25 protein-coding genes and 1 pseudogene are annotated in these 22291 nt (G+C 68.9%); 6 read left to right on the top strand and 20 right to left on the bottom strand.

The window, feature by feature from the left end:
• Nucleotides 1-43: 43 nt before the first annotated feature.
• Both AQJ58_RS20330 and AQJ58_RS43390 read right to left on the bottom strand, forming a co-directional pair.
• Nucleotides 44-1318: a bifunctional glycosyltransferase family 2/GtrA family protein gene (locus AQJ58_RS20330; protein ID WP_079079067.1), complete on the bottom strand. Its 1275-nt coding sequence runs from the start codon at nucleotides 1316-1318 to the stop codon at nucleotides 44-46.
• Between the two features lie 302 nt (nucleotides 1319-1620).
• Complete coding sequence (locus AQJ58_RS43390) at nucleotides 1621-1767, bottom strand: hypothetical protein (RefSeq protein WP_159056274.1); 147 nt, start codon at nucleotides 1765-1767, stop codon at nucleotides 1621-1623.
• A 110-nt stretch (nucleotides 1768-1877) separates the two neighbouring features.
• Here AQJ58_RS43390 and AQJ58_RS45910 point away from each other — a divergent pair, with 110 nt between their 5' ends.
• Nucleotides 1878-2294: a DUF6192 family protein gene (locus AQJ58_RS45910; RefSeq protein WP_420712168.1), complete on the top strand. Its 417-nt coding sequence runs from the start codon at nucleotides 1878-1880 to the stop codon at nucleotides 2292-2294.
• Here the strand turns inward: AQJ58_RS45910 and AQJ58_RS20315 are convergent.
• From AQJ58_RS20315 to AQJ58_RS20295, 6 genes are read right to left on the bottom strand one after another with little or no spacing between them, the layout of a single operon-like run.
• A complete protein-coding gene (locus AQJ58_RS20315) occupies nucleotides 2200-2616 on the bottom strand; it encodes a 3-hydroxyacyl-CoA dehydrogenase NAD-binding domain-containing protein (protein ID WP_067252088.1) in 417 nt (138 codons plus the stop codon). The genes AQJ58_RS45910 and AQJ58_RS20315 overlap by 95 nt on opposite strands.
• On the bottom strand, nucleotides 2613-4598 hold the full coding sequence (locus AQJ58_RS20310; protein ID WP_199844629.1) for an acetoacetate--CoA ligase: 1986 nt from the start codon (nucleotides 4596-4598) through the stop codon (nucleotides 2613-2615). The genes AQJ58_RS20315 and AQJ58_RS20310 overlap by 4 nt, the downstream gene beginning before the upstream one ends.
• Nucleotides 4595-5080, bottom strand: a complete 486-nt coding sequence (locus AQJ58_RS42585; protein ID WP_159056273.1) for a Clp protease/crotonase-like domain-containing protein — start codon at nucleotides 5078-5080, stop codon at nucleotides 4595-4597. The genes AQJ58_RS20310 and AQJ58_RS42585 overlap by 4 nt, the downstream gene beginning before the upstream one ends.
• Before the next feature lie 15 nt (nucleotides 5081-5095).
• Nucleotides 5096-5263, bottom strand: coding sequence for a hypothetical protein (locus AQJ58_RS43385; RefSeq protein WP_159056272.1), 168 nt, complete (start codon nucleotides 5261-5263; stop codon nucleotides 5096-5098).
• Complete coding sequence (locus tag AQJ58_RS20300) at nucleotides 5260-6195, bottom strand: VOC family protein (RefSeq protein ID WP_067252084.1); 936 nt, start codon at nucleotides 6193-6195, stop codon at nucleotides 5260-5262. Before AQJ58_RS20300 ends, AQJ58_RS43385 begins: the two co-directional genes overlap by 4 nt.
• Nucleotide 6196: 1 nt before the next feature.
• Nucleotides 6197-7042 carry a fumarylacetoacetate hydrolase family protein gene (locus tag AQJ58_RS20295; RefSeq protein WP_234360126.1) on the bottom strand — a complete coding sequence of 282 codons (846 nt, stop codon included), beginning with the start codon at nucleotides 7040-7042 and terminating at the stop codon, nucleotides 6197-6199.
• A gap of 246 nt (nucleotides 7043-7288) precedes the next feature.
• On the opposite strand from AQJ58_RS20295, the gene AQJ58_RS20290 reads away from it, so the two are divergent.
• Genes AQJ58_RS20290 through AQJ58_RS20280 form a run of 3 tightly spaced genes read left to right on the top strand, consistent with a single transcriptional unit; the run spans nucleotide 7289 to nucleotide 9845 of the window.
• Nucleotides 7289-8638 carry an acyl-CoA dehydrogenase family protein gene (locus AQJ58_RS20290; protein ID WP_234360124.1) on the top strand — a complete coding sequence of 450 codons (1350 nt, stop codon included), beginning with the start codon at nucleotides 7289-7291 and terminating at the stop codon, nucleotides 8636-8638.
• Between the two features lie 11 nt (nucleotides 8639-8649).
• Nucleotides 8650-9165, top strand: a complete 516-nt coding sequence (locus tag AQJ58_RS20285; RefSeq protein WP_067252080.1) for a hypothetical protein — start codon at nucleotides 8650-8652, stop codon at nucleotides 9163-9165.
• Nucleotides 9162-9845 carry an NADPH-dependent FMN reductase gene (locus AQJ58_RS20280; protein WP_067252078.1) on the top strand — a complete coding sequence of 228 codons (684 nt, stop codon included), beginning with the start codon at nucleotides 9162-9164 and terminating at the stop codon, nucleotides 9843-9845. Before AQJ58_RS20285 ends, AQJ58_RS20280 begins: the two co-directional genes overlap by 4 nt.
• Nucleotides 9846-10804: 959 nt before the next feature.
• On the opposite strand, the gene AQJ58_RS20270 is transcribed toward AQJ58_RS20280, so the two are convergent.
• On the bottom strand, nucleotides 10805-11452 hold the full coding sequence (locus AQJ58_RS20270; protein WP_234360122.1) for a TetR/AcrR family transcriptional regulator: 648 nt from the start codon (nucleotides 11450-11452) through the stop codon (nucleotides 10805-10807).
• Between the two features lie 211 nt (nucleotides 11453-11663).
• Between AQJ58_RS20270 and AQJ58_RS20265 the strand changes: the two genes are divergently transcribed.
• Entirely contained in the window at nucleotides 11664-12251 is a 588-nt protein-coding gene (locus AQJ58_RS20265) for a flavin reductase family protein (protein ID WP_079079066.1), read from the top strand.
• Nucleotides 12252-13458: 1207 nt separating this feature from the next.
• On the opposite strand, the gene AQJ58_RS20255 is transcribed toward AQJ58_RS20265, so the two are convergent.
• From AQJ58_RS20255 to AQJ58_RS20220, 9 genes are all read right to left on the bottom strand, one after another.
• On the bottom strand, nucleotides 13459-14178 hold the full coding sequence (locus tag AQJ58_RS20255; protein WP_067252072.1) for a TetR/AcrR family transcriptional regulator: 720 nt from the start codon (nucleotides 14176-14178) through the stop codon (nucleotides 13459-13461).
• A gap of 424 nt (nucleotides 14179-14602) precedes the next feature.
• A complete protein-coding gene (locus AQJ58_RS43860) occupies nucleotides 14603-15022 on the bottom strand; it encodes a hypothetical protein (RefSeq protein ID WP_199844628.1) in 420 nt (139 codons plus the stop codon).
• 9 nt (nucleotides 15023-15031) lie between these two features.
• Nucleotides 15032-15154, bottom strand: coding sequence for a hypothetical protein (locus AQJ58_RS45380; RefSeq protein WP_267892067.1), 123 nt, complete (start codon nucleotides 15152-15154; stop codon nucleotides 15032-15034).
• A gap of 5 nt (nucleotides 15155-15159) precedes the next feature.
• Entirely contained in the window at nucleotides 15160-15348 is a 189-nt protein-coding gene (locus AQJ58_RS20245) for a hypothetical protein (protein WP_067252069.1), read from the bottom strand.
• A gap of 117 nt (nucleotides 15349-15465) precedes the next feature.
• A complete protein-coding gene (locus AQJ58_RS20240) occupies nucleotides 15466-16890 on the bottom strand; it encodes an MFS transporter (protein WP_067252067.1) in 1425 nt (474 codons plus the stop codon).
• 307 nt (nucleotides 16891-17197) lie between these two features.
• Nucleotides 17198-17338, bottom strand: a complete 141-nt coding sequence (locus AQJ58_RS43380; RefSeq protein ID WP_159056271.1) for a hypothetical protein — start codon at nucleotides 17336-17338, stop codon at nucleotides 17198-17200.
• A 1009-nt stretch (nucleotides 17339-18347) separates the two neighbouring features.
• On the bottom strand, nucleotides 18348-19268 hold the full coding sequence (locus AQJ58_RS20230) for an IS3 family transposase (protein ID WP_067252065.1): 921 nt from the start codon (nucleotides 19266-19268) through the stop codon (nucleotides 18348-18350).
• Nucleotides 19265-19573 carry a transposase gene (locus AQJ58_RS20225; RefSeq protein ID WP_030053558.1) on the bottom strand — a complete coding sequence of 103 codons (309 nt, stop codon included), beginning with the start codon at nucleotides 19571-19573 and terminating at the stop codon, nucleotides 19265-19267. The genes AQJ58_RS20230 and AQJ58_RS20225 overlap by 4 nt, the downstream gene beginning before the upstream one ends.
• Before the next feature lie 171 nt (nucleotides 19574-19744).
• Nucleotides 19745-20212, bottom strand: coding sequence for a winged helix-turn-helix transcriptional regulator (locus AQJ58_RS20220; RefSeq protein WP_067252063.1), 468 nt, complete (start codon nucleotides 20210-20212; stop codon nucleotides 19745-19747).
• Between the two features lie 92 nt (nucleotides 20213-20304).
• Between AQJ58_RS20220 and AQJ58_RS20215 the strand changes: the two genes are divergently transcribed.
• Complete coding sequence (locus AQJ58_RS20215) at nucleotides 20305-20805, top strand: PaaI family thioesterase (protein ID WP_067252061.1); 501 nt, start codon at nucleotides 20305-20307, stop codon at nucleotides 20803-20805.
• A 169-nt stretch (nucleotides 20806-20974) separates the two neighbouring features.
• Here the strand turns inward: AQJ58_RS20215 and AQJ58_RS43855 are convergent.
• Together AQJ58_RS43855 and AQJ58_RS43375 are read right to left on the bottom strand one after the other, a co-directional pair.
• A pseudogene (locus AQJ58_RS43855) lies at nucleotides 20975-21064 on the bottom strand (IS5/IS1182 family transposase); the annotation flags it as partial.
• A 127-nt stretch (nucleotides 21065-21191) separates the two neighbouring features.
• Nucleotides 21192-21335, bottom strand: coding sequence for a hypothetical protein (locus AQJ58_RS43375; RefSeq protein WP_159056270.1), 144 nt, complete (start codon nucleotides 21333-21335; stop codon nucleotides 21192-21194).
• Nucleotides 21336-22291 lie beyond the last annotated feature (956 nt).

The raw sequence follows: 22291 nt of genomic DNA, 5'->3' as shown, positions 1-22291 counted from the left end.
GATTCACTCTCAGGAGGTCATACGGGGATCAGGGGACGGGGATTCAGGACGTGCGACGGCGGAACACGGCCAGCCGCAGCACCAGGAAGCGGACACCGGTCACCAGGACCGAGGAGACGGCCAGCACCAAGGTCTCGGCGCCCGCCGACGCGTCGGGCTCCGCGTCCCGGAACAGCAGCACCGCACCGGAGGTCACCAGGTAGCCGAGGACGAACAGGGCTCCGGCGCTCAGGTGGGCGCGACGGGCGCCGACGTCGGGCGCTGCATAGCGGAAGGTGAGACGGCGATTGGCCTCGGTGTTGAGGAGCGTGAGCACCAGCAGGGAGACGAAGTTGGCCAGGACGGGCGGCCACCAGCCGCGCAACAGCCAGTACAGCAGGGCCTGTCCGGCGGTCGACGCGATGCCGATGGCGACGAAGCAGCCGATCTGCCAAGCGAGTTGGGCACGTGCGGCATCCGGTGCGAGCACCGCGTCCGGGTGTTCGGCCGCCGGCTCCGGACGGCTCGGCACCGGCACCCGTGCCGCCCCTGACGCCTTCAACCGGGCCATGCGCCACAGCCCCTTGAGGTCGTCGGTGGCGGTGCCGACGACGTCGACGCGGGTGTCGACGTCCTCCACCCAGTCCACGGGCACCTCGTGGATCCGCAACCCGTTGTGCTCGGCGAGCAGCAGCAGTTCGGTGTCGAAGAACCAGGCGTCGTCCCGGGTCTTGGTCAGCAGCGGGCGCAGGACCTCGGTGCGGGCGGCCTTGAATCCGCACTGGGCGTCGGTGAAGCGGGCGCCGTGGGTGAGCCGGATCAGCCCGTTGTAGCAGCGGGAGATGAACTCGCGGCGCGGACCGCGCACCGTACGGGCACCTGGGGCGAGACGGCTGCCGATGGCGAGGTCGGAGTGGCCGCTGGCCAGCGGAGCGATCAGCGGCAGCAGTCCGTCCAGGCCGGTCGACAGGTCGACGTCCATGTAGACGACGATGTCGGCGTCACTGGCACCCCAGACGGTGCGCAGGGCCAGGCCGCGGCCCTTGCGGTCCATATGCACCACACCGACGCCCGGCAGCTCCTGCGCCAACTCCTGGGCCACGGTGAGGGTGCCGTCGACACTGGCGTTGTCCGCCACCGTTATCTGCCACGGGTAGGGCAACTCGTCGCGCAGCCGGGCGTGCAGGGTGCGGATGCATCCGGGCAGCGCCCGTTCCTCGTTGTAGACCGGGATGACGATCTCGACGGTCGGCGTGCGGGTGGCAGCGTCGGAGGCATCGGCCGGCGACGGCGACACGAAGCGTCGCCCGGTACGCAGGCCACTGCTGGTGTATGTCATGGAATCCTCTGGCGGTGGGGGTCTGTGGGGCGGCTCCCGTACGCGACCGCGGCCCACGGTGCGCGAGCCGACTCTGACGTGCGCAGCAGGGGAAACGCGGGGTGCAAGCTGGGAACTTGCGGGGAGCTCGCTGTCACTCCGCCGACGGCAGCTGCGGAGGACGGCACTGATCCTCACCGGGCGACCCGGGAAGCCGAGGTCAGGCGCCCGGGAACCAGCCGAGAGACGGCTATGGATTGGGAGACGGCACGCGTCCGGCCATCGCCGATCGGCCACATCGCTTTGCACACAGGGGTGTGACGTCAACGATCGGCCACATATCCCGCGAACGCTACGAGCAGATCACCGCCGCCGACCGGGAACTGGTCGGGCAGATGCAGCGCATCCAGTTCACCATCGGCGACCATGCGCTGGAGATCGAGCCGATGCAGCCCAACGGCGGCGCGCATCCCGCGGCGGGTGAGGAGCCGTTCGGCGTCAACGTGTCGCTGCAGATCTATGCCGATGACCTGGGGCTGTCGCTGAGTACGGTCCGCAGCTACCGGTTCGCCGCGCACCGGTGGCCCGCGGGCCAGCGGTGCGCGGCGTCTCCCACAAGGTTCACTACATCCTCGCCGGGATCGTGGACGATGCCGAGCGGTTCGAGGCGATCGACGCCCCGCCGCTGGACGAACGGGTGCAGATACGGCGCTGGACGACGGACTTGGCCAAGAAGTACGTCGGGCAGCGCCCGGACCGCCCGGAGACACCCGCTCAGAAGGTGGCGGCCATTCATCGCCTGGCCGACGATGACGAGGTCGCGGCCCAGGTGGCCACGGACGTGCTGCGCCGTCCGGCGGTGGCCGCCAGAGTCGTCACGGACGACACCGCCCGGCACATGGTCAACAAGGCCCAGACCACACAGCACAAGACGGGGCGTGGCCGCACATCTCCTGCAGCTGACTTGGCGTCACCCCGGAGGAGCTGCTGGCGATGACCACGTCCGCCGGTGTGGCGGCGTCGAGGTCGGTGAACAGCCTCTGCTCGAGGTCAATCCGCTCCGGGCCGCTCTCCTGCACGAACCGCGCCCCGGCGACGGCCGTGGCCAGGTCCTCGGCGAAGGTGAGCCGCTGTGGCGACGCACCGTCGGTCAGGCCGAGCCGCTCGAGGGTCGGCCAGGCCTGGGCGACGCTCTCCCGCAGGCGCTGTTCGGCTCCTTCTCCCGGGTCGTGGGCGACGACGTCGTGGCCGTTGGCCAGGAAAAGTGCCGTCCAGCTCGCACCGATGAGTCCGGTGCCGACGACGGTGACGCGGCTCATCGGTTCTCCTCGCGGGCGCGCGCGTAGGCGGCGTAGGCGTCGAGGGCGCTCGGTTCCATCAACACTCCTGGCGAGGCGACCTCGTCGGTGGTCGCGCCACGGAGGATCTTCTTGATCGGAACCTCCAGCTTCTTGCCGGTCCTGCTGTACGGCACGGCGGGGACAGGGACGATGCGGTCAGGCACATGCCGCGGGGACAACGCCGTGCGGATCTCTCTGGCCAGCTGCGCCTTCACGGTGTCGTCGACACTCACTCCAGGTGCCGGCACCACGAAGAGGATGAGCTCGCCCATACCGCCCTGCGGGTCCTCAAGGTGGACCACGACGGCGTCGGCCACCAGCGGCACGTCCTCCAGGACCCCGTAGAATTCACCGGTACCGAGGCGGACTCCGCCTCGGTTGAGGGTGGCGTCAGAGCGACCGGTGATGGCGCACGAACCTGCCTCGGTGAACCGGCACCAGTCACCGAACCGGAAGACGCCGGGGAAGTCCTCGAAATAGGCCGCCCGGAGCCGGCTCCCGTCCTCGTCGCCCCAGAAACCCACGGGCATGGACGGCATCGGCGAGGTGATCACCAGTTCGCCGAGTTCGCCGACGACGACGTCGCCCTTCTCGTCGAAGGCCTTCACGTCGACACCCAGGCTGGGGCCGGACATCTCACCGGCGTAGACCGGCTGCAGAGGGGATGCCTGCACCAGGCCGGTGCACACGTCCGTCCCGCCCGAGCCCACGTTGAGCAGCACGCGGTCGCCGAACTGCTCGTACACCCAGCGGAAGCCCTCGGCGGCGAAGGGACTGCCGGCCGCGCTGAGCTGCCGCAGCCTGGAGAGGTCGAACTCCTCGGCAGGCCGGACGCCCTCCTTGCGGCAGGACATGAGGTAGCCGGGGCTCGCCCCCATGAAGGTCGCGCCGGTCTCTGCGGCCAGCTTCCACTGGAACCGCAGGTCGGGGTGGAGCGGATTGCCGTCGATCATGACGATGCCGCTGCGGACCAGCAGCGCCGAGACCTGCGTGTTCCACATCATCCAGGCGGTAGTGGTGAACCACAGCAGCCGGTCGCCAGGGCCGAGGTCCCAGTGGAACGAGTGGTTCTTGAGATGCTCGAGGAGGATGCCGCCGTGGCGGTGCATGATGGCCTTGGGCTTTCCGGTCGTGCCGGACGAGAACAGAACGTAGAGGGGGTGATCGAACGGTACGGCTTCGAAAGAAAGGGGCTCGTCGGTGTCCGCCAGGAGGCCCGTCCAAGGCAGGGTGTCCTCGACGGTCAGTGGGCCGTAAGGCACGTGCACAACATGCTCGGCGGTGGACAGCGCGGCACGGAGTTCGGCGACTTCGGCGCGCTTGTCGATCCGCTTCTCACCGTAGGTGTAGCCGGCGACGGTAAACAGTACCTTTGGCTCGATCTGCTCGAACCGGTCGATGGCGCTATGAGCGCCGAACTCCGGGGCGCAGGCGGACCAGATGGCGCCGAGGCTCGCAGTGGCGAGGAACGCGACAAGCGTCTCCGGCATATTTGGCAGGTAGGCCGCCACCCGGTCGCCCCGGGTGACTCCCAGGCGCCGCAGCCCCGCACGGACCCGGCGCACCTGCTCGGCCAGCTCCGCGAAGGTGAGCTCGACCCGGTCGCGGGTCTGTGAGACGCCGATGACCGCCGGCCGATCGGCGTCCTCGGGCTGTCCGAAGCAGTGTTCGGCGTAGTTCAGGGTGGTGCCGGGGAACCAGCGCGCGCCGGTCATGTGCCGGTCCGTGAGCACCGTGGTCGGCGGAGTATGTGCCCGGACGCCGAAGTAGTCCCACACGCTCTGCCAGAAGTCTTCGAGGCTGTCGACGGACCAGCGGCGCAGTTCATCCCAGGAGGCGAAGTCGTGCCCGCGCTGCACGCGCAGCCAGCGCAGGTAATCCTGCACACGGGTCTTCTCGCGGGCCTCCGGGTCCGGCTCGTAGAGGACCTCGGGGACGGTCGGGAGTGTCATCTCGCTCATCGCTGTACCACCTCGGTGGACTTGCCGGTCAGGAAGTCGTTCACTCGTTGCTTGGCTTCAGGGCTGCTCAGCGCGACGGCGGCCATCAGCGACTCCATCAGCAGACCCGTCTCGGGGTCGGTCTCGGCGATGCGCGGCAGGGCGTGCAGAATCGCGTAGTTGATGACAGGCGAGTTGTTGGCGATCTGCTTGGCCGGCTCCAAAGCCTTGTCGAGTCCCTGACCGCTGTCGACGAGGTAGACCGCCAGCCCGTCACGCAGGCTCTCCTCGGCGTCCAGGAGGCGGCCGGTGAGCATCAAGTCGGTCATCGCTGCACGCCGACAACGCGGTAGACCCGTACCGACGCACCGCCACCTACGAACAGGCCGCGTGCGCCCTCCGGGAGGGCGAAGAAGGCCGTCCCGCTCAGCGACCCGAAGGTGGGCGGCGGTGGCGAACTCGAGGCCACCGCCGACGACAGGCCCCTTGAGTACCGCGATCACCGGCACACCGCTGCCCTAGAGCTTGGCGAACGCGGCGTGCCACATACGGGAGTGATGAACACCCTCGAACGCGTTCCGCTCGCTCATCTCGTCGAAGTCGAGACCTGCGGAGAAATGGTCGCCCTCGGCCGTGATGACCGCTGCCTTGGCCCACGAAGGCAGGGCGCCGGTTGGCCGGTTCACCCGCTGTGCGAACCGATCATCAGTTCTGCCAGGTCCTCGGGCTCCAGGAACGACGGCGGCGGCGGCGGACCCCAGCTGTAGAGTGCGCGGGAATCGGTCCAGTCCTGGGGCGTCCAGAGCTGGTCGTCGACGATGCAGTCCATGTCGGCGTAATACTCGCTGAAGTTGCCGGCCGGATCCTTGAGGTACCAGAAGAAGTTCGAGCCGATGTGGTGGCGACCCAGTCCCCACACGTGCCGCGCCGGGTCCTTGGCCAGCATCGCGCTCGCCCCGCGGCCCACCTCGTCCACGTCGTCGACCTGCCACGAGGTGTGATGCAGCAACGGGAACGGCGCCTGCTGGACCAGGACGTTGTGGTGGTCCGTCGAGCAGCGCAGGAACGCGGCGAACGGGGGGATGCGATCGCTGACCTTGAACCCGAGACCCTCGGTGAAGAACCGTTCGGTGGCGGGCTGATCGGTGGAGCCGAAGACGACGTGGCCGAGTTTCCGGGGCCGTACCCGGGTCTCGCGCAGCACGCCGGGGGCGCGGCTGGTGTCCCGCACGACGTCCCCGGGGGCGTTGTAGCCCGGCGCCGGCGTGCCGGCCGCGGCCAATCGCGGGGCGACCTCCAGCCGGACCTGGACGCCCGTCACGGGGTCGGCGGTGACCAGCGCCGTCTCCGAGCGATCGACGCCCACCCCGAGGCGGGTCAGCGACGCGGTCGCGCGGTCGAGGTCATCGGCGTCGTCCACCCCGACCGTGAGGGACGCCAGGTGACGGCGCGGAGCGTGGACGAGCTCGAGCTGTTCCCCGCCGTCCGTCGTCGACAACCGGGCGGTGGTGCGATTCCCGGATGAGGAGTGAGTGAGCCCGAAGTCCACGTAGTAAGCCACCGCCGAGGGCACGTCCGGGACGCCGATGGTGATGGACCGGAGACCGTGCAGTGTCATCTCATTCCTCCGATGCGGCGCTGCCGGAGCCGTAGCCGGGGCCTGCGGTGAAGGTGGTGTGGATCGCTCCGACGGACTCGACGAAGCTCGTCAAGGTGTCGCCGGGACGCATGAACCGTTGCGGCGTGCGGCCCATCCCGACCCCGGCGGGTGTGCCGGTGAAGACGAGGTCCCCCGGCAACAGCGGACACACCCGCGAGAGGCGTGCGATCAGCTCGGGCACACCGAAGATCATGTCCTTGGTGTTGCCGGCCTGCAAAAGCTCGCCGCCCACCGAGCACCCCAGGTCGAGAGCGCCCGGGTCGGCGAACTCGTCGATCGAGACGATGGCGGGCCCGGTCGGCCCGAAACCCGAAAACGACTTGCCCAGCGAGAACTGCGGTACCGGCCCCGCCAGCTGAACCTTCCGTTCGGACAGGTCCTGACCGACCGTCAGCCCGGCCACGTAGTCCCACGCGTCGCCCTCGGCGACGTGTTCGGCCCGCCGGCCGATCACGGCCACCAGTTCGACCTCGTAGTCGACGTCCGGGCTGGGCAGCGCCACGGTCGCCTCGGGACCGGTGACACAGACGGGGAACTTCGTGAAGACCGGCGGGGCCTTCGGTAGCTCCTGGATGCCGGCCTCGGTGGCGTGATCGCGGTAGTTGAGCCCGATCGCGAACACCTGACGGGGCAGCCGGACCGGTGCCTCCAGCAGGGCCGGATCCACCGGATGCACAAGCGGCTCGCGCAACCCGGCCACAACGTCCTTCAGCTCGTCCCAGCGCTCGAGCGCCTCCAGCACGTCGGAGGGGAACGAACCGCCGGTCGCTGCCCCGATGTCGATCCCACCGCCGTCCACCAGCATGGTCAGCCGGCCTGCGTAGCTGGCAATCCTCACCGTTCAACTCCCCTTCCGGACCGGAACCTCTGCTGCTCGGCAGCGTGCGGCCCGCGTGGACTCGGCCGGCGCCGCCCGATCAGTGAACTGTACGGTACAGTACATCATTAGCGCGAGCAAGCCTCCGTGAATGGGGCAGCCGCCTTGACAGTCACACTGTACTGACCCGTACAGTTCACCCAAGTCCGCTGTCTCGCTAGGCAAGGAGAGTCCATGTCTCAATCCACTGCCCGCAGGGAGCCGCCGATGCCTCCGTCGATGCCTCCGCCGGGCCCGGTCGAGGATGTCGGGGCTGTGGAGTCGCCGTGGCTCACCGACGCCGGGCGCGCGGTGCGCGATCGCATCAGGGAACTGCAGCCGCTGATCCGGGAGCAGGCACGCGAGGGCGAGCGGATCGGGGCGTTGACTCCCGACGTGCTGAAGGCCCTCGACGAGGCCGGCATCTACCGGATGACGATGCCGGTCGAATGGGGCGGTACTGCCCTCGGCGCCCGGGATCTGGTCGAGGTCGTCGCGGCCCTGGGCGAAGGGGACGGCTCGGCCGCCTGGAGTGCCTTCGTCGGGGTCGGGCTGCGGCATTTTCTCGCGCTCGAGCCGCGGCTGGTCGAGGAGATCCGCAAGGACGTCGAAGGCTGGGTGGGGCCGGCCATGGTCGGTGCCTCGGTGTTCGCCACGAAGGTCGGGGACGCCCGCAAGGTCGATGGCGGCTGGATGGTCCGCGGCCCGTGGCCGTTCGGCAGCGGCTCCAAGCACGCCCGCTGGGCGATGGTCGGGGTCGCTTTCGACCCGGCGGTGGGCGGCGGCACCGGCCGTGGTGTGGTGGTGCTGGAACGGGAGCAGTTCGAGATCCTCGACGACTGGCACGTGATGGGCATGTCCGCAACGGCGAGCAACAGCTTGCAGGTCGAGCAGGAGGTCTTCGTCCCCGACTACCGCTTCCTCGACGTCGGCGAGTTCCCGCCTCGGCTGGACGAGCTCCGGCGCCGCTACGGCGGCGCGTTCCGGCAGAGCATGCGGGGGTTTCTGACGACGGTGGTGCTGACCAAGACCTCGATCAATCTGGGTATGGCGCGTGGTGCGTTGGCGTGTTTCGCGGAACAGGCGCGCAAGAGCAAGCCGTTCACCCTGCCGTATCCGACGGTGTCCGAGATGGCGTCGGCACAGGTGGCCGCCGGGCGTGCCCTGGCGATGATCGTGCTCGCCGGTTCGACGATCGAGCGGTACGCCGACCAGGTCGACGCCCGCACCGAGGCCGGGCTCGAGTTCAGCGACGCCGAGGAGTCCGAGATCAGCCTCGCGCTGGCGTACTCGGCGAACCTCTGCGAGGACGCGATCAACCTGCTCCAGAAGACGCTCGGGTCCTCGACCATCTCGCTGTCCAACCCGATCCAGCGGTTCGTCCGGGACGCGCGGGTGGTCACCTCGCACGGCGCGATCCGGGTGGACCCGCTCGCCGAGCAGAACGGCAGGCGGCTGCTGGGGATCGCGCCCTTCCCCATGATCGGCGCCGCCGTCCCGCAGCGCGGCACGCCCGCCCCCGGGAACGCGCCCGCCCCCGCGTAGGAGTTCGTGCGATGAGCGATTTCAGCGTGGTGGACGGTGTCGCGACGATCCACGATCCCGAGCTGTACCGGACCCGGTTGGACCAGCCCGACTACAAGGATGCGGTCGCGGCGTCTACCGACCCGGACGTCGAGGCGATCAAACGGCTCGTCATCGGCTTCGAAGCCGACCTGGCGGGGCTGGTGCGCGACCGGACCATCGAGAAGAACATCAGTGAGGTCATGGAGAAGTACGTCGTGCGGGACTATGTCCAGCACGACCCGAACGCTCCCGGCCACGGGCGTGACCTCCTGATCGAGTTCTTCCGGCACGTGCCGCTGAACGGCGGAACGCCGCCTCCGGTGGTCAGCGTCGTCGTCGAGGGAGACCTCGCCTGCGGGATGATGCGCCGGCCCAACCCGGACCCGGTGATCCCGGGTGCCACCTATGACCGGAACATCCTCACCCTGTTCCGCACCAAGAACGGCCAGTTGTCGGAGCACTGGAGCGCTTACCAGAAGCGCGTACCCCGAGAGGAGCCGATGTGAGCGGCGCGGACGGCGTCCTGAAACTCCAGATCATCGTGGGCAGCACGCGGCCGGGCCGGCTCGGCCTGCCGGTCGCCGACTGGACGGTGGAGGCGGCCGAGAAGCACGGCGGCTTCGAGGTGGAGCTGGTCGACATCATGGACTACGCGCTGCCCGTGCTCGACGAACCCGGCCATCCTCGGATGAGCCGTTACGAACACGAGCACAGCCGCCGCTGGAGCGCGAAAATCAAGGAGGCGGACGCTTTCGTCTTCGTGACCCCGGAATACAACCACGGGCCGTCCGTCAGCCTGCTGAACGCCGTGGACTACCTGCACGATGAGTGGCTGTACGCGCCCGTCGCCTTCGTCAGCTACGGCGGAGTGGCCGGCGGCCTGCGCTCGGTGCAGGTGATGAAGCAGGTCGTCACCAGCGTGCGCATGATGCCGATCCCGGAAGGGGTCGCCATCCCCATGGTGATGCAATACGTCCAGGACGGGGTGTTCACCCCGCCCCCGCCGGTCGCCGGCGCCGTCCCGCCCATGCTGACCGAACTCGCCCGCTGGGCCGAAGCGCTCCGTCCGCTGCGGATGGGGCCGCCGCCCCCGTCGCCGCTGCCCGGCCCGCCGATCATCCGGCCCGGATCCACCCCGGCCCCCGGTGCCCTGGGCGCGGACAGCATGCCCGCCAACAAGTTCTGACCCAACACTGACCAAGACTGACCACTGAATCTCCTGTTGCCCGCGCCGCCCCCCGTCGCGGGCAACAGGCATGTCCGGGTGAGGCGCCAGGACCTCCCTCCACCTCAGCTCGAGGACCGGCTCCGAGACAGCCGATCTGCATGGGCGCGACGGTGGTGGCGAGTTGCTCGAACAGGGCCTGCAGCTGGCGCCGCATGTTCGGAGCCGCGGCGCAGGATCTCCGGGCGGGCGCCGGGCAGCAGGATGACGGACCGCAGGAGGGCGGCGTTGCGGGCGAACGATTCGAGCACCAGGGCGACCGCCTGGCGGATCGTGTCCTCGGGGGTGGGTCCGGCCCCGGCGGGCGTCGTCGTCGAAGGGGGCGCGAGCGGCGGTGACCCTGGTCATGCCGCGGTCGTGGACGGCCAGGGACAGCCCGTCCTTCGTACTCATTGGTGCACCATCCTCATGTCGGAGCCGGTCATCGGGTGATCAGATGAAAGGGTTCCGGCGCACCCCTGGTCCTCGCCGGGCCATCGCCACGACCGCTCGACCTTCGAGGTCCACTGTGAGTTCTGCGAGGCCCGGCGGCCCAGGACACCCCCGACTGACTACAGGGCTATGCGCCAATGAGCGCCGATCAATGAGCGACCGGCTGAGGTGTCCCGGGACCACCGGGTGTCTTCCCGCTGCGCCAACAGCGAGGACACACAAGTGAGTATCGGTGGGTGCCGGCAGGTCGAGTGCCGTGACGTCGGTATGAGGGTTCAGTGACATCGTCGTCCTTCCGCACGCGAGGGGGGATGACGCACGCCCGCCATTCGGTCCGGAGTCGGTGAGATGCACAGAAGGGCTTTGCGCGGCGGCACCGAGCGGGGTGGTCCACTCTGCACTGACGGTGCGGTACATATGAAGCCGGTCAAGGGAATTGCACAGTTCACGGCGACTTCCCAGCGGCCGCCGCCGACCTCCGAACGCGGTCAGCGTCTCCTGGGCGGCGCCCAGGAGAGGACGTCCCCGGCGCCATCGGGAACCTTCGGCAGTTCGCCGGCATCCCGGTTGCGCAGGGCGCGCAGGAAGACGGCCGCCGTCCAGCGGGCCAGCCCTTCCAGGAAGGCGTGGTCGAGTTCCTGGCCCAGCGCGATCAGCGCGTCCATCTGGACTCCGGCCGCCGCCATGCGGATGAACAGCCCGGCGTATGACTCGGGGTCGGGCAGGTGGTACCCGTGCCGGACGGCGTCCTCGCGCAGGGTCGCGGCCACCACGTCGACGACGTGCGGCACGCCCAGGGTGCGCATGGTCTCGATCAGCTCCGGGTGCCGGTTCGACTCGGCCATCATCACCCGGAGGAAGGCGAGGAACTGCGGGGAACTCGTCGCCTGCAACACCTTGAGGACGACGTGGGTCAGTCGGTCCTCGGGATCGCCGTCGGAGGCGAGGGCGGCCTCGTCGAGCGCCAGGTCCAAAGCGGTGCCGGAGCGCTCGGTCACGGCGCGGAAGAGTTCCAGCTTGTCACCGAAGTGGGCATAGACGGTGGTCTTCGAGACGCCGGCGTGGGCCGCCACGGCGTCCATCGAGGTCCGGTCGAAACCGCCGGACAGGAAGAGTTCGACGGCCGCATCGAGCACGGACTCCCGCTTGCCTCGAGGCGCGCGCTTCCGGAGGTGTCCATACTCGGCCATCTCGCTCCTCGTCACCGCCCTGGCCTTACCGGTTGACCACAAGCTGCACTCTACCGTACAGTCTGACTGTACTGAACGGTACAGTGCAGCCTTGGATACTGCGGTGAGCGCGGACGCCGGTCGCCGACGCGACCGCCGTCCCGCTCCGAAAGGACTGATGACCGTGCGCAGCCAACAGACTGCTTCCCACTGGGCCGTGGACCGCGGGCCGCGACCCGACCCCGCGGCCGCGCTGGACGCCCGGACCCTGCGGGAGGCGTTCAGTTGCTTCCCCAGCGGAGTGATCGCCGTTTGCGGCCTGACGGACGGTGGGCCGACCGGCATGGCGGTGAGCTCGTTCACCTCCGTGTCCCTGGAGCCACCCATGGTGTCGGTGTGCATGCAACTGTCCTCCAAGACCTGGCCCCGGCTGCGGGATCTGCCGCGGCTTGGGCTCAGCGTGCTGGGCGAGGATCAGGGATCCGTGTGCAGTGCGCTGGCAGGCCCGGAGAATGACCGGTTCACCGAGGTGGGCTGGGAGGCGGGCGAGGATGGCACGGTGTTCCTCCATGGCGCGGTTACCTGGTACTCCTGCACCCTGCGCGCCGAAGTGCCGGCCGGCGACCACTGCATCGCGCTGCTGGAGATCGACCGCCTGTGGAGCCGGCCGGCCGAGCCGCTGGTCTTCCACGGCAGCCGCTTCCGGCGGCTGGAGAGTCACGAGCCGACGGCAGGCCTGGTGACCGCCGGGTCGAGCACCTCCTGAGACTCCGGTGCGCGGGGTGCGCCGCGCGGCGTGCGGGGTGCGGGGTGCGCCGCGTGCGGCGAGGCGAGGTCTGCCGTCAGATGCCGCGCAACGGCACCAGGGCGCCGGCGGCCGCGCCAGGGTAGGCCGCACGGGACCCCCGCAACCGACCACCGGACCACCGCCAGCAAGCTGCTGATCACCGGCTTCCTCGCCGACGTCTTCGCGGCCCGCAACGCCAATGCGGTGGCCGACTACGTCGCACCCGGGCTGGTCCAGCACGGCGCCGACCTCCCTGACGGCGCGGAGGCGTTCGCGGTGCACCTGCGCGCGGAGTTCGCGCGCGAGCAGGGCGCTCCACCCGAGCCGCGCGAGCCCGTCTTCGTGGTCGGCGGCGATGACCTGGTCTGCGCCTGCGAGTACCTGCCGCAGCCGGATCCGGATATTCCCGGCGCCGCCTTCGACTACTACGCGTTCACGACGTACCGCGTCCACGACGGCCGGATCGCGGAGCGCTGGCCGTCCCTCAACAAGATGGCCCCGCCGCGACCGCCAGTGGCGGGGACGCCGTCCCGGGCGGTCACCATCGGCGCCGCCGCCGACAACGATCCCGAGGCGAACAAGCGACTGGTGCTCGACTTCTGCCGCTGCGTGTTCGATGCGCAGAACGCGGATGCCGTCATCGACTTCGTCGCCGAGGACTACCACCAGCACGTCTCGCATTGCCCGGAAGGGCGGTCGGGCCTCCAGGCCTTCGTCCGCAGCCTCTTCCCTGGCGGCCCGGTCCCGGCCCCTCCCGAGCCCCTCAACCCTCCGGTACTGCTCCTGGCCGAAGGGGATGTCGTGGTGCCCGCCGGGCTCCTCCCCCAGCCGGAACCGGACGGCAGCGGCGCTCTGTATCCCTACTTCGTCTATGACGCCTATCGGGTGCGGGGAAAGCTGCTCGCCGAGCACTGGAGCGGCATCACGAAGGCCGCTCCTCCCCGGCACCCCGGCCCACCACCCGCTCTGCCTCCGGACCCGACTCGGCTATCGCCCAACTGCCGCAGCCGCTCCGTTCGACGCGCTAGGGCCGCTGACCACGAGGGTGCGCCAGGTCCGTGGACCTTTCGGCGGCCGACACTCTTGGGGACGTTCGGTGTCGTCTGGACGACACCGAACGTCCCCAGTACGGGCGAGAGGCGTGCCGATCGTCCCGGCAAGTCGGTGCAGCCTCGCCGTCGCGGTCCTAGTTCTGTTCGGCGCCCGGCATCCACGGGTAGGAGTAACCGGCCGGAGGCTCCATGGCCGCAGGCTCGCCTTCGTCGTCGGTGGGGCGAGGGCGCAGCCCACGCAGGAAGAGTTTCGTGACCCAGGTCGCGTGGTTCTCCAGGAGATCCGGTGACGGATGGAACCGGGCGTCGGTGATGGCATCGAGTTGCATGCAGGCGGCGCCCATGCGCATGAACAACGATGCGTGCGCGGTGGGGTCCGCGAGCGTGTACCCGTGCAGGGTGGCATCGTCCGCCAGAATCGAGGCGACGACCTCGACGGCGTAGGGAACGGCGGAGCTGCCCAGCAGGATCCGGGCCAGCTCGGGGCGCCGAGTGGTCTCGGCCACCATGATGCGAAGGTAAGCGATCATCGGGGGAGCCGTCGTCCCGCGCAGCAGGGCGACCAGCACCTGGGCGAGCCGTTCCTCCGGTGAGTTGTCGGCACCGTGCAGCTTGTTCTCGAGGTCGACGTTCAACGTCGACGCGCCGCGGTCGACCACCGCCCGGAACAGACCCACCTTGTCGCCGTAGTGGGCGTAGACGGTCGTCTTCGACACGCCGGCTCGCTCAGCCACGGCGTCCATCGACGTCCGGTCGAAGCCGTCGTCCAGGAAGAGTTCCACGGCCGCGTCGAGGATCAGTGTCTTCTTGTCCCGCGTGCCGTTGGTGGCAATCCTTGCCCGGTCCTTGCGCACAGCAATCGCTCCTTCTCCTGGCTCCAGCCCACCAGCCTGCCACAACGGCAGACCGGCCCGATGGCGCCGGGACCAGGACCTCGACCCGACTGCACTGAACCGCACAGTCCTGCACGAGGAGTCACGGTGCTCCTGGCGGACGGCGGACGGCGAAGGCCGATGGTCGTGTCGGTAACGGACCGGGGTGGGCCGGTCGAGCCAGACGCGCGAGGAGAAGGAGCGGGGACGTCGGTGCTGCTGCAGCGCGCCGGACCTGTCGAGCCAGGTCGACGTCAGGACGGCGACGGCACCGGCCCGGCGGTCGCCAGGCGACGGAACCGGCTGCTGTGGAAGGCCGGCCCGCCGGGGAACTGCCGCAGGCCTTCCTCGGCCCAACGGCGTCTGCCGGCGGTTCCACCGCCGGCGATCCCGTCACGGTCACGCGTTACCGACCCACGGGATCCGTAGGCCCAGCAGGAGCCCCCGGACCACCGGGGAAGCCCAGCCCGCCCGGACCAGCGGAACCGCCGGGGAAGCCCCCCGGCCCGCCCGGACCGCCGGGAGCCCCCGCCTCCTGCATCGCTGCGATCAGCGGGAACGGGGGGAGCCTCAACACCTCACGGCCGTTGATCTCTGCCATCGGGTCCAGCCGGAGGGCGCCGTGGGTGGCCAGCACCCGCGCGTCCCGGGCGAACCGCTGGATCGGATTTTCGAACCCGCCGTCCACGCGGCGGGCCGAACCCACCGAGGTGGACAGCACCGAGGCGCCGAACATCAGCGGACCGACCCAGGTGTCCAGGGAGCTGAACACCTCCTCCACCGTCTGGTCGGGGAATCCCAGGGAGTTGCGCAAGGCGGTGGCCACGATCACCAGTCAGCCGGCGGAGCCGTCCCCGGTGCCGAGCGCGGTGATGATTTCGACGATGTCCAGGGCGCGCAAGGCGTGTCCGCCCAGCTCCGGCGGGATGGTGATCTTGAACAGGTCCAGGTCGCTCATCGCTTTCAGGTCTGCGGTTCCAGTTCGCCGAGTTCTTCGCCGAGGGCGCCGTTTCGCCGCAGCATCGGGACCATGGCCTGGACTTCGTCGCGGATCCGATTCCCGGTCTCGCTGAGGTAGGGCGACTCCCGCAAGGTAGTGATCGGCGGCACGAATGCGGGGGTGTCCTCGTTCAGTTGGGTCTGCCGGCTCAACGCTCTTCCTCCAGATGTGCGGTGTGTTGCTCGAGAGCTGGTGCGAGCCGATGGGGACTGCCTTCGCGGCGTCGGCCAGGCCATGCCCATGCCACAGAGGGCGGCGCCGGAGCTCGGTCAGGGCTGCCGGGCGGCGTCCGGGGCTTCAGCGCCCTGCGAGGCTTCGGCGTCGGAGGCTTCGGCGCCGTGCGGGGTTTCGGGGCCGTGCGACTGCGGGCCCGGATCGGGCACCCGGATCGGGTAGCGAGGCAGGAGCGCCGCCATCACGACGACCAGGGCGCAGGCCCCGATCAGGCCGAACAGGGCCGGGGTGTAGCTGCCCGACTGGTCCTTGACCGCTTGGACGACGACGGGGATGGCGCCGAGCATCAACATGTCCAGCGCCAGGGCCAGGCCCTGGATCTGGCCGAAGGCGCGCAGCCCGAAGTACCGGCCGAGCAGGAACGGCCCGATGGTGCTCTCCGACCCCATCGTCACGCCCAGCAACGCCATCCCGACGAAGAGGGTCCAGACCGTGCCGTGGCTGGCGGTCAGGATGACCAGCCCGACGAGGACGCTGCCGAGGAAGGGCAGGCAGGCCCGCGGCGTCCGGGCCCGGTCGAGCACGACGCCGGCCAGCAACTGACCGACGATCGAGGCGAAAAACATCGTCGACAGCGCGAGCGACACCTGCGTCTCGGTGTACCCGCGCTCGCCCAGCAGTGCCACGGCGTTCAACCGGACACTCATCGCTCCGGCGGCGGCGAGGCCGAGCAGCACCACGATGGACAGCCAGGTGCGGGTGCGCACGGCGGCCCACAGCGACACTCCCGGAAGTGGCGGGGGCGGTGGCGTGTCGTGGGGTGCCTGCCGTGTGGCGGAGCGGTCCCGGCGGGACTGCCGGACGTCGGCCGGCTCCGATAGCAGGAACACCTGCGCCGGCAGTGCGATCACCAGCACGCACAGCGCCAGCACCAGGTACGTGTCCCGCCACCCCATGGTCCGGAACAGCAGGTCGCAGATCGGGGACAGGATGGTGCCCCCGAGGCTGGTGGCCACCCCGATCATCCCGAAGCCGACGCCGCGATGGCGGGGGAACCAGGACGAGATCACCTTGAACACCACGGCGAGGCTGGCCACGTAGCCCACCGCGGAGGACACCACCAGGACCAGGCCCAGTTGCGCCTGGCTGCGGCCCACCATCGAGATGGCGGCCGTGCCGACGGCGTACAGGACGGTGCTGGGAAGGGCTACGGCCCGGGCACCCCAGCGATCCACCCAGCGGCCGCCGAAGGGGAGCACGATGGGCGCGATCAGCAGCGGAAGTGTGAACAGGGTCAGGGTCGCCGACCTCGACCAGCCGAAGTCCCTGGAGAGCGGGCCGATCGCGAACGTGGTCGTGACGGACAACCCGGCGGGGCTGAAGGTGATCGCGATCGCGCAGGCGATGGCTGCCTTCCAGGCCTGCGCCGGATAGAGCCGCAGAGCGGTGAGATAGGCAGCGCCGGGGTGTGCCGCTGTGACCGTACCCCCCGCGGAATGATCTGTTTCGGGCTGGACCACCGTTGGCCTCCTCAGCGGATCGTGGACAGGCGTGCGACCGCGTCGAAGCGCGGGGGGTCAGAAGGATCGGGAAGAACACACCGATATGAACTGGTCCGTACAGTTCAGTAATTGGAGTGTAGGAGGGCAGCGGCGGCTTGTCGATAGGACGAACGAACTGGCGTGAACCCCTGACGAGGGCGGTCGGCCGCTGCCGGACGAGCACCGCCTGATCACCGATTCGATCCGGTCCGTGCCGGGGTCGCGATGCTCGTGGGCGGCGGGCGTCGGACTCGCCGGGGCAGTCCGCTGACGGACCGCGCCGAGCTCAGTGGTCGGGGTCGTGAAAGGCCGGATCAGGCTGGCCGGACCGGAAGTCGCGGTGGACCAGGATGGCCTGGAGCACGAGCAGCAGAGCCACCAGGGCGATGGCAGCCAGGACGGTGGTAACGGTCAGGACGGTCTCCATGCAGGGAGTCCCGAGCGCGGGCCCGGGGAGCAGCGCAGGCGACCAGCAACGCTCCGCCTGCCCCCAACGAGCGCATCCCATACGTGAGTCCGCTGGTGGTGCCCAATCTCGTCCATGGCCTTCCGCGTGCCAGTCCGCCAGGGGTCTAACTGGTCCGGTGACGGGGTGCCGACGTCGCCGACGACCGTGCAGCTGATGCCGTCGGGGTGAGGGTGACGCGCAGGATGCTCGTCACGGAGTCGTCGAGGGGCGGCCCCATTTCCACCGGGCCGCCGTGGCTGTCAGTGCCGCTGATGCTGCGAAACCCTCCGCCCATGGCGTTCCCAAGGTGGTGGGCCCACTCGTTGCCGTGCTCGGTGAAGTCCACGGGGAAGGTCCCGATGCCCTGTTCCCACACGACGGCCTCCAGCCGCTTCGACGACGTCGAGGGTCACTGGCCATAGCTGCCAGGACCCCGACGTCCCGCGATCAAGGTCATCGTCCCGTTTGAGTCCAGAGGGACGCTACTCAATACAGCCGTCACAGGCCGCCCCTGCCAGCGTGAAGCGCGTGACGACCCGTCGCAGCGCGCGGCGGCGCTGGAGGTGGCGGCGGGGTGCTTGTCGCCCACCCGCCCCCGGCCTGGAGAGAGCGATGGCGATCTGACGAATCCGCTAAGGACGACTGCCTGCGTAATGCGCTGAGCTGCCAATCCAGTGATCGTTTCGGAATGTAGTGATCTCCGTGGGTTTTTCTATTGCCGGGTGGCTCTGGCGGAGCGAGTCTGTGCTGGTCAGGGTGGTCTGCAGGCTTGGGGGATCGGGGTGGGTCATAGAGCGTGGCTGCGGGCGCGGCCGGTGGTGACAAGCTGGTTGGCTGGCCTGGTGCAAGGAGGTTGATCCCTGCGTATCTGTGATCAGGAGGAGGATCGGGCAGTGCCCGTCGCACCGTTTCCGGTGGATGTCAGCGGTCGTTTTCTCCCGATGTTTCATCCTGGGCTGAGGTTCCCCCGCTGCGCGGGAGTGGCTGACTAGCAGGTCAGGGCGGGTTGACGTGGTTTCAGGTTCACTGGTTCGTCCGCTGCCTGGTCGCCGTAGTGCTTCTCTTCGAACTCGATGGGGCTGAGGTAGCCGAGGCGCTTTTGAATGCGGCGGGGGTTATAGAAACCGTCGATGTACTCGAAGAGCGCGAGATTCACCTCGGCTCTGGTGTCGAAGGTCCGTCCGCGGATGCACTCGGTCTTGATCAGCATCCACAGGTTCTCCGCCAGGGCATTGTCGAAGGAGTCGCCGACCGAGCCCATGGACGCTTGAACACTTGCTCTGACCAGGCGTGTTGTGAGCTTGATGGACGTGTATTGCGTGCCGTGGTCGGCATGGTGGACGAGTTCGCCGGGGGTGACCTCGCGGCTGGCCAGCGCGTACTCAAGGGAGGTGAGGACCAGGTCGGCGTCCGCGCGGGCGGAGGCCTCCCAGGCCACGACTCTGCGGGAGAAGGCGTCGCGGATCGCCGACAGCCACAGTGGCCCCTCCAGGGTGGGGATCATGGTCAGGTCGGTGACCCACAGCCGGTTCGGCGCGTGTGCCGTGAAGTCGCGTTGCACCAGGTCAGGGGCGAGGTCGGCGTCTGGGTCGCGGCGGGTGAAGCTCTTGCTCCTGCGGGGGCTGATCCCGGCCAGGCCGGCCTGGCGCATGAGCCGCTCGACCCGCTTGCGGCCGACATGGACGCCCTCGCGCTTGAGGACGGCATGGATCCTGGGCGATCCGTAGACCCCGCCGGAGTCCTGATGGATCTGCCGGATCTGCCCGGTCAGCTCGGCGTCCTTGAAGATCCGTTCGCAGGGATCCTTCCCGGCCTGGCGCCAGCGGTAGTAGGTGGAAGAGGGGATGTGCAGTTCCCGCAGTACGGGCTCGACCCCCAGGTGCGGGTGCTCGTCGAGGAGCGCTCTCACCTGGGCCGGGTCGGGTCGAGCTGAGCGGCGAAAAAAGCCGAGGCCGTCCGCAGGACCTCGTTCGCCCGGCGCAGGTCCCGCACCTCGCGCCGCAGCTGGGCGAGCTCGTTCTTCTCTTCGGTGGTGAGCAGGTCATCCCGCTCGCCGGCGTCGGCCTCTGCCTGCCGGATCCAGTTCCGCAGGGCTTCGTGATGCACGCCGAGTTCCTCGGCCATGCGGCGGATCACGGGTTTCGGCTCGGCCGTCCGGTACATCCGCACCGCACGCTCACGCAACTCCAGCGGGTACTTCCTCGGGGCAGGCATCGTCTGGGCTCCTCTCATGAGACCCATCTGACCTGCTGTCACCTTTCCCCGCATCTCGGGGGAACCTCAGAATTAGCGTTTGATCCCGTGATGTCGGGCCGCGCCAGGAGATGGTGGCGCGGGCGGGACGTCGGTGGAGCATGAGCCAGCCGTAGGTCTCATGCCGATGACTCACAATCGAAGCCGGGCACCGGGGCCGAGCCGGGCGGTGACTTCCTTAGGAGCAAGGGGGGAGTGTTCCTCGGAGCACTCGACGACGACGCGGACCGGAGCGCCGCAGTCGGTGTGGCGAACGTCCAGTAGGGGGCCCTCGGAGCCGAGGGCGTACGCCTCGCCCCACTGGCTCAGCGCCATCAGGACGGGCCACAGATCCCAGCCCTTGCGGGTCAGGCGGTACTCGTTGCGGGAGCGGCTGCCCGGTTCCTGGTAGGGGACTGTCTTCAGGACGCCGGCCGCGATGAGCTTCCGGAGGCGGTCGCTGAGGACGGCCTCCGACAGACCGATGTGGCGGTGGAAGTCGTCGAAGCGGCGGACTCCGTTGACGGCGTCCCGAAGGATCAGCAACGTCCATTTCTCTCCGACCACGTCGAGCGTGCGCTGGACGGGGCAGTTCTCCGTGCTCGCCTCAAGCCACTCCATCCAACCATGGTAAGGCCTGGCTGCGCCATTGACAGCCAGGTGAGTCGGAAGCTAACTTCACTTACAAAAGTCAGATCGGAAGGCGCTCGGTCGTGGGACGAACACGTACATACCAATGGGAAGATCCCGCGATTTTGGCGGAAGCCGCCGGACGCATGGCCGGCATCGACTTCCTGCGCACGATGCAGGCGGGGCAACTGCCAGGGCCGCCCATCAGCTCCGCCATCGACTTTGATCTGGACGAGGTGGAACTCGGCAGGGTGGTCTTCTCCCTGACGCCGGGAGAGGAGCACTACAACCCGATCGGCAGCGTGCACGGCGGCATCTTCGCCACCGTGCTCGACTCGGCCGCGGGATGCGCCGTCCAGAGCACCCTCCCGCAAGGCATGGCGTACACCTCACTCGACCTGACGGTGAAGTTCCTACGGCGGATCACCGTGGAGACAGGCACGGTGCGCGCCGTCGGCACGGTTGTGAACAAGAGCCGTCAAACGGCACTGGCCCAGGCGCAGTTGATAGATGCGAAAGACCGTCTGGTCGCCCACGCCACCAGTAGCTGCCTGCTCTTCCCGGTTCCTCCACCTCAAGGGTGAGCCTCGACGACGACCGGTGAACCGGATCTTGTGGCCCACTCACCGACGCCTCGTCCCAGGACCCCCGGACGGCATTACAGGCGGGACCACGACGATGCGGCTCACGCCCGTCATCGGCGTACAGCGCAGCGGCAGCGGACCGGTACCCGTCCTGGATCAAAGCGGCCTGACCACGGGTGAGGATGAGGGACAACGGTCGGCAGCGTCGGTCGGCAGCGAGGTGGACCTTGCTGGTTAACCCGCCCCGGGAGCGGCCCAGTTCGGCGGCCCGCAGTCGTGCACGATGGCGCAGGCGCAGGGCACGGCGCCGTTCCCGCCCGGTCTCACCAGTTCGACGGGCGCCTCGCCTGCCGGGTCGATTTGCCCGTTCGCCGGTGTCCCGTTCCCTACGCCACGGCCTGTTCCAGTTCGTCGAGGAGCTCCGCTTCGACCGCCATCCCGGCCGCCTGGTGAGGTGGGCAGGCGACCGTGGAATCCACGCTGACCAGGCCGAGATCGACATCACCGCGGGCCACAGCTTCAGCGATCATGGCCTCGACCAGGAGCCGTAGCTCTCCGACACGTCCTGCCAGGGGCTGCGTCCGGAACCTCGAAAGGTGACCGCCACCGGCAGCGAAGAATCCGCTGGTCAGCCCCCGGCCCCTGGCAGCCGACCACCGCCATTCAGCGCCCCGTCAGCGGCTCATCGGCCCGACTGCTCCCCGCGCCGCCCCCATCCGCAAGGCGAATCAGCGCGACCTCACATCACCCTGACCAGCGGCAATACGCTCGACAACCTAAAAGGGTGCGGATTCGACCCGGATTCGCCCCGAGGGCCCCAGACTCCAAAACGAACAGCAGTTGACCTGCAGTGATGCTGATTCCTGCCGCTGTACCGAGCATCCGTCGACAGAGGAGTTTCACAATTGAAACTAAGTGGACATTTTTGGGCGATTAGCGCCACGTAGTGAGTGGTCGCACCCGCCGGCGCCGCCTCTGGCTCCCCCGAGCGCGAACCGCACAGCAGCACCACCCGGCGCTCCACTCTCGCGACTAGGGGCTGACAGAACAGGGCTCTGACCAGCCTCTTTACAGAAGCCCTTCCGCCTGACAGAAGCCGCCTTGCCGAGCCCGTGCACGCCTCACGACCCTGTTTCCAACCACGGCACGCGGGGCGACGGCGCCCCGCCGACAGGGACGGGAACCTTCATGCCGCACATCACCGCTTTCGCCAGGAACCAGTGGTACAGCTAGCGCATCTTTCTGACCTGCGCTTATGTGAGGCGACGAGGCTGTGACCTGCTAGGACGGGTTGCAGAGGCGTACGGAGGCAGTCAGAGGAAACCGCTCTGATTCGACCCCGGTTCGACCCGGGTCGCTCGGAGGCAGTCAGAGGCATCAGCCCCTGAAACTGGCCTTTGAGGGACCTGAGTTGGCCGGTGCGGATCACGAGTGAGCGACTCTGGCGGGGCTCTGTTTCGACCTCGGTCGAGCTGCGATGGGGACG

It is taken from the genome of Streptomyces sp. DSM 15324, from assembly GCF_001514285.1.
GTDB lineage: Bacteria > Actinomycetota > Actinomycetes > Streptomycetales > Streptomycetaceae > Streptomyces.
The sequence above is the reverse complement of the archived record's forward strand: the minus strand, read 5'-3'. Positions and strand labels throughout refer to the sequence as shown.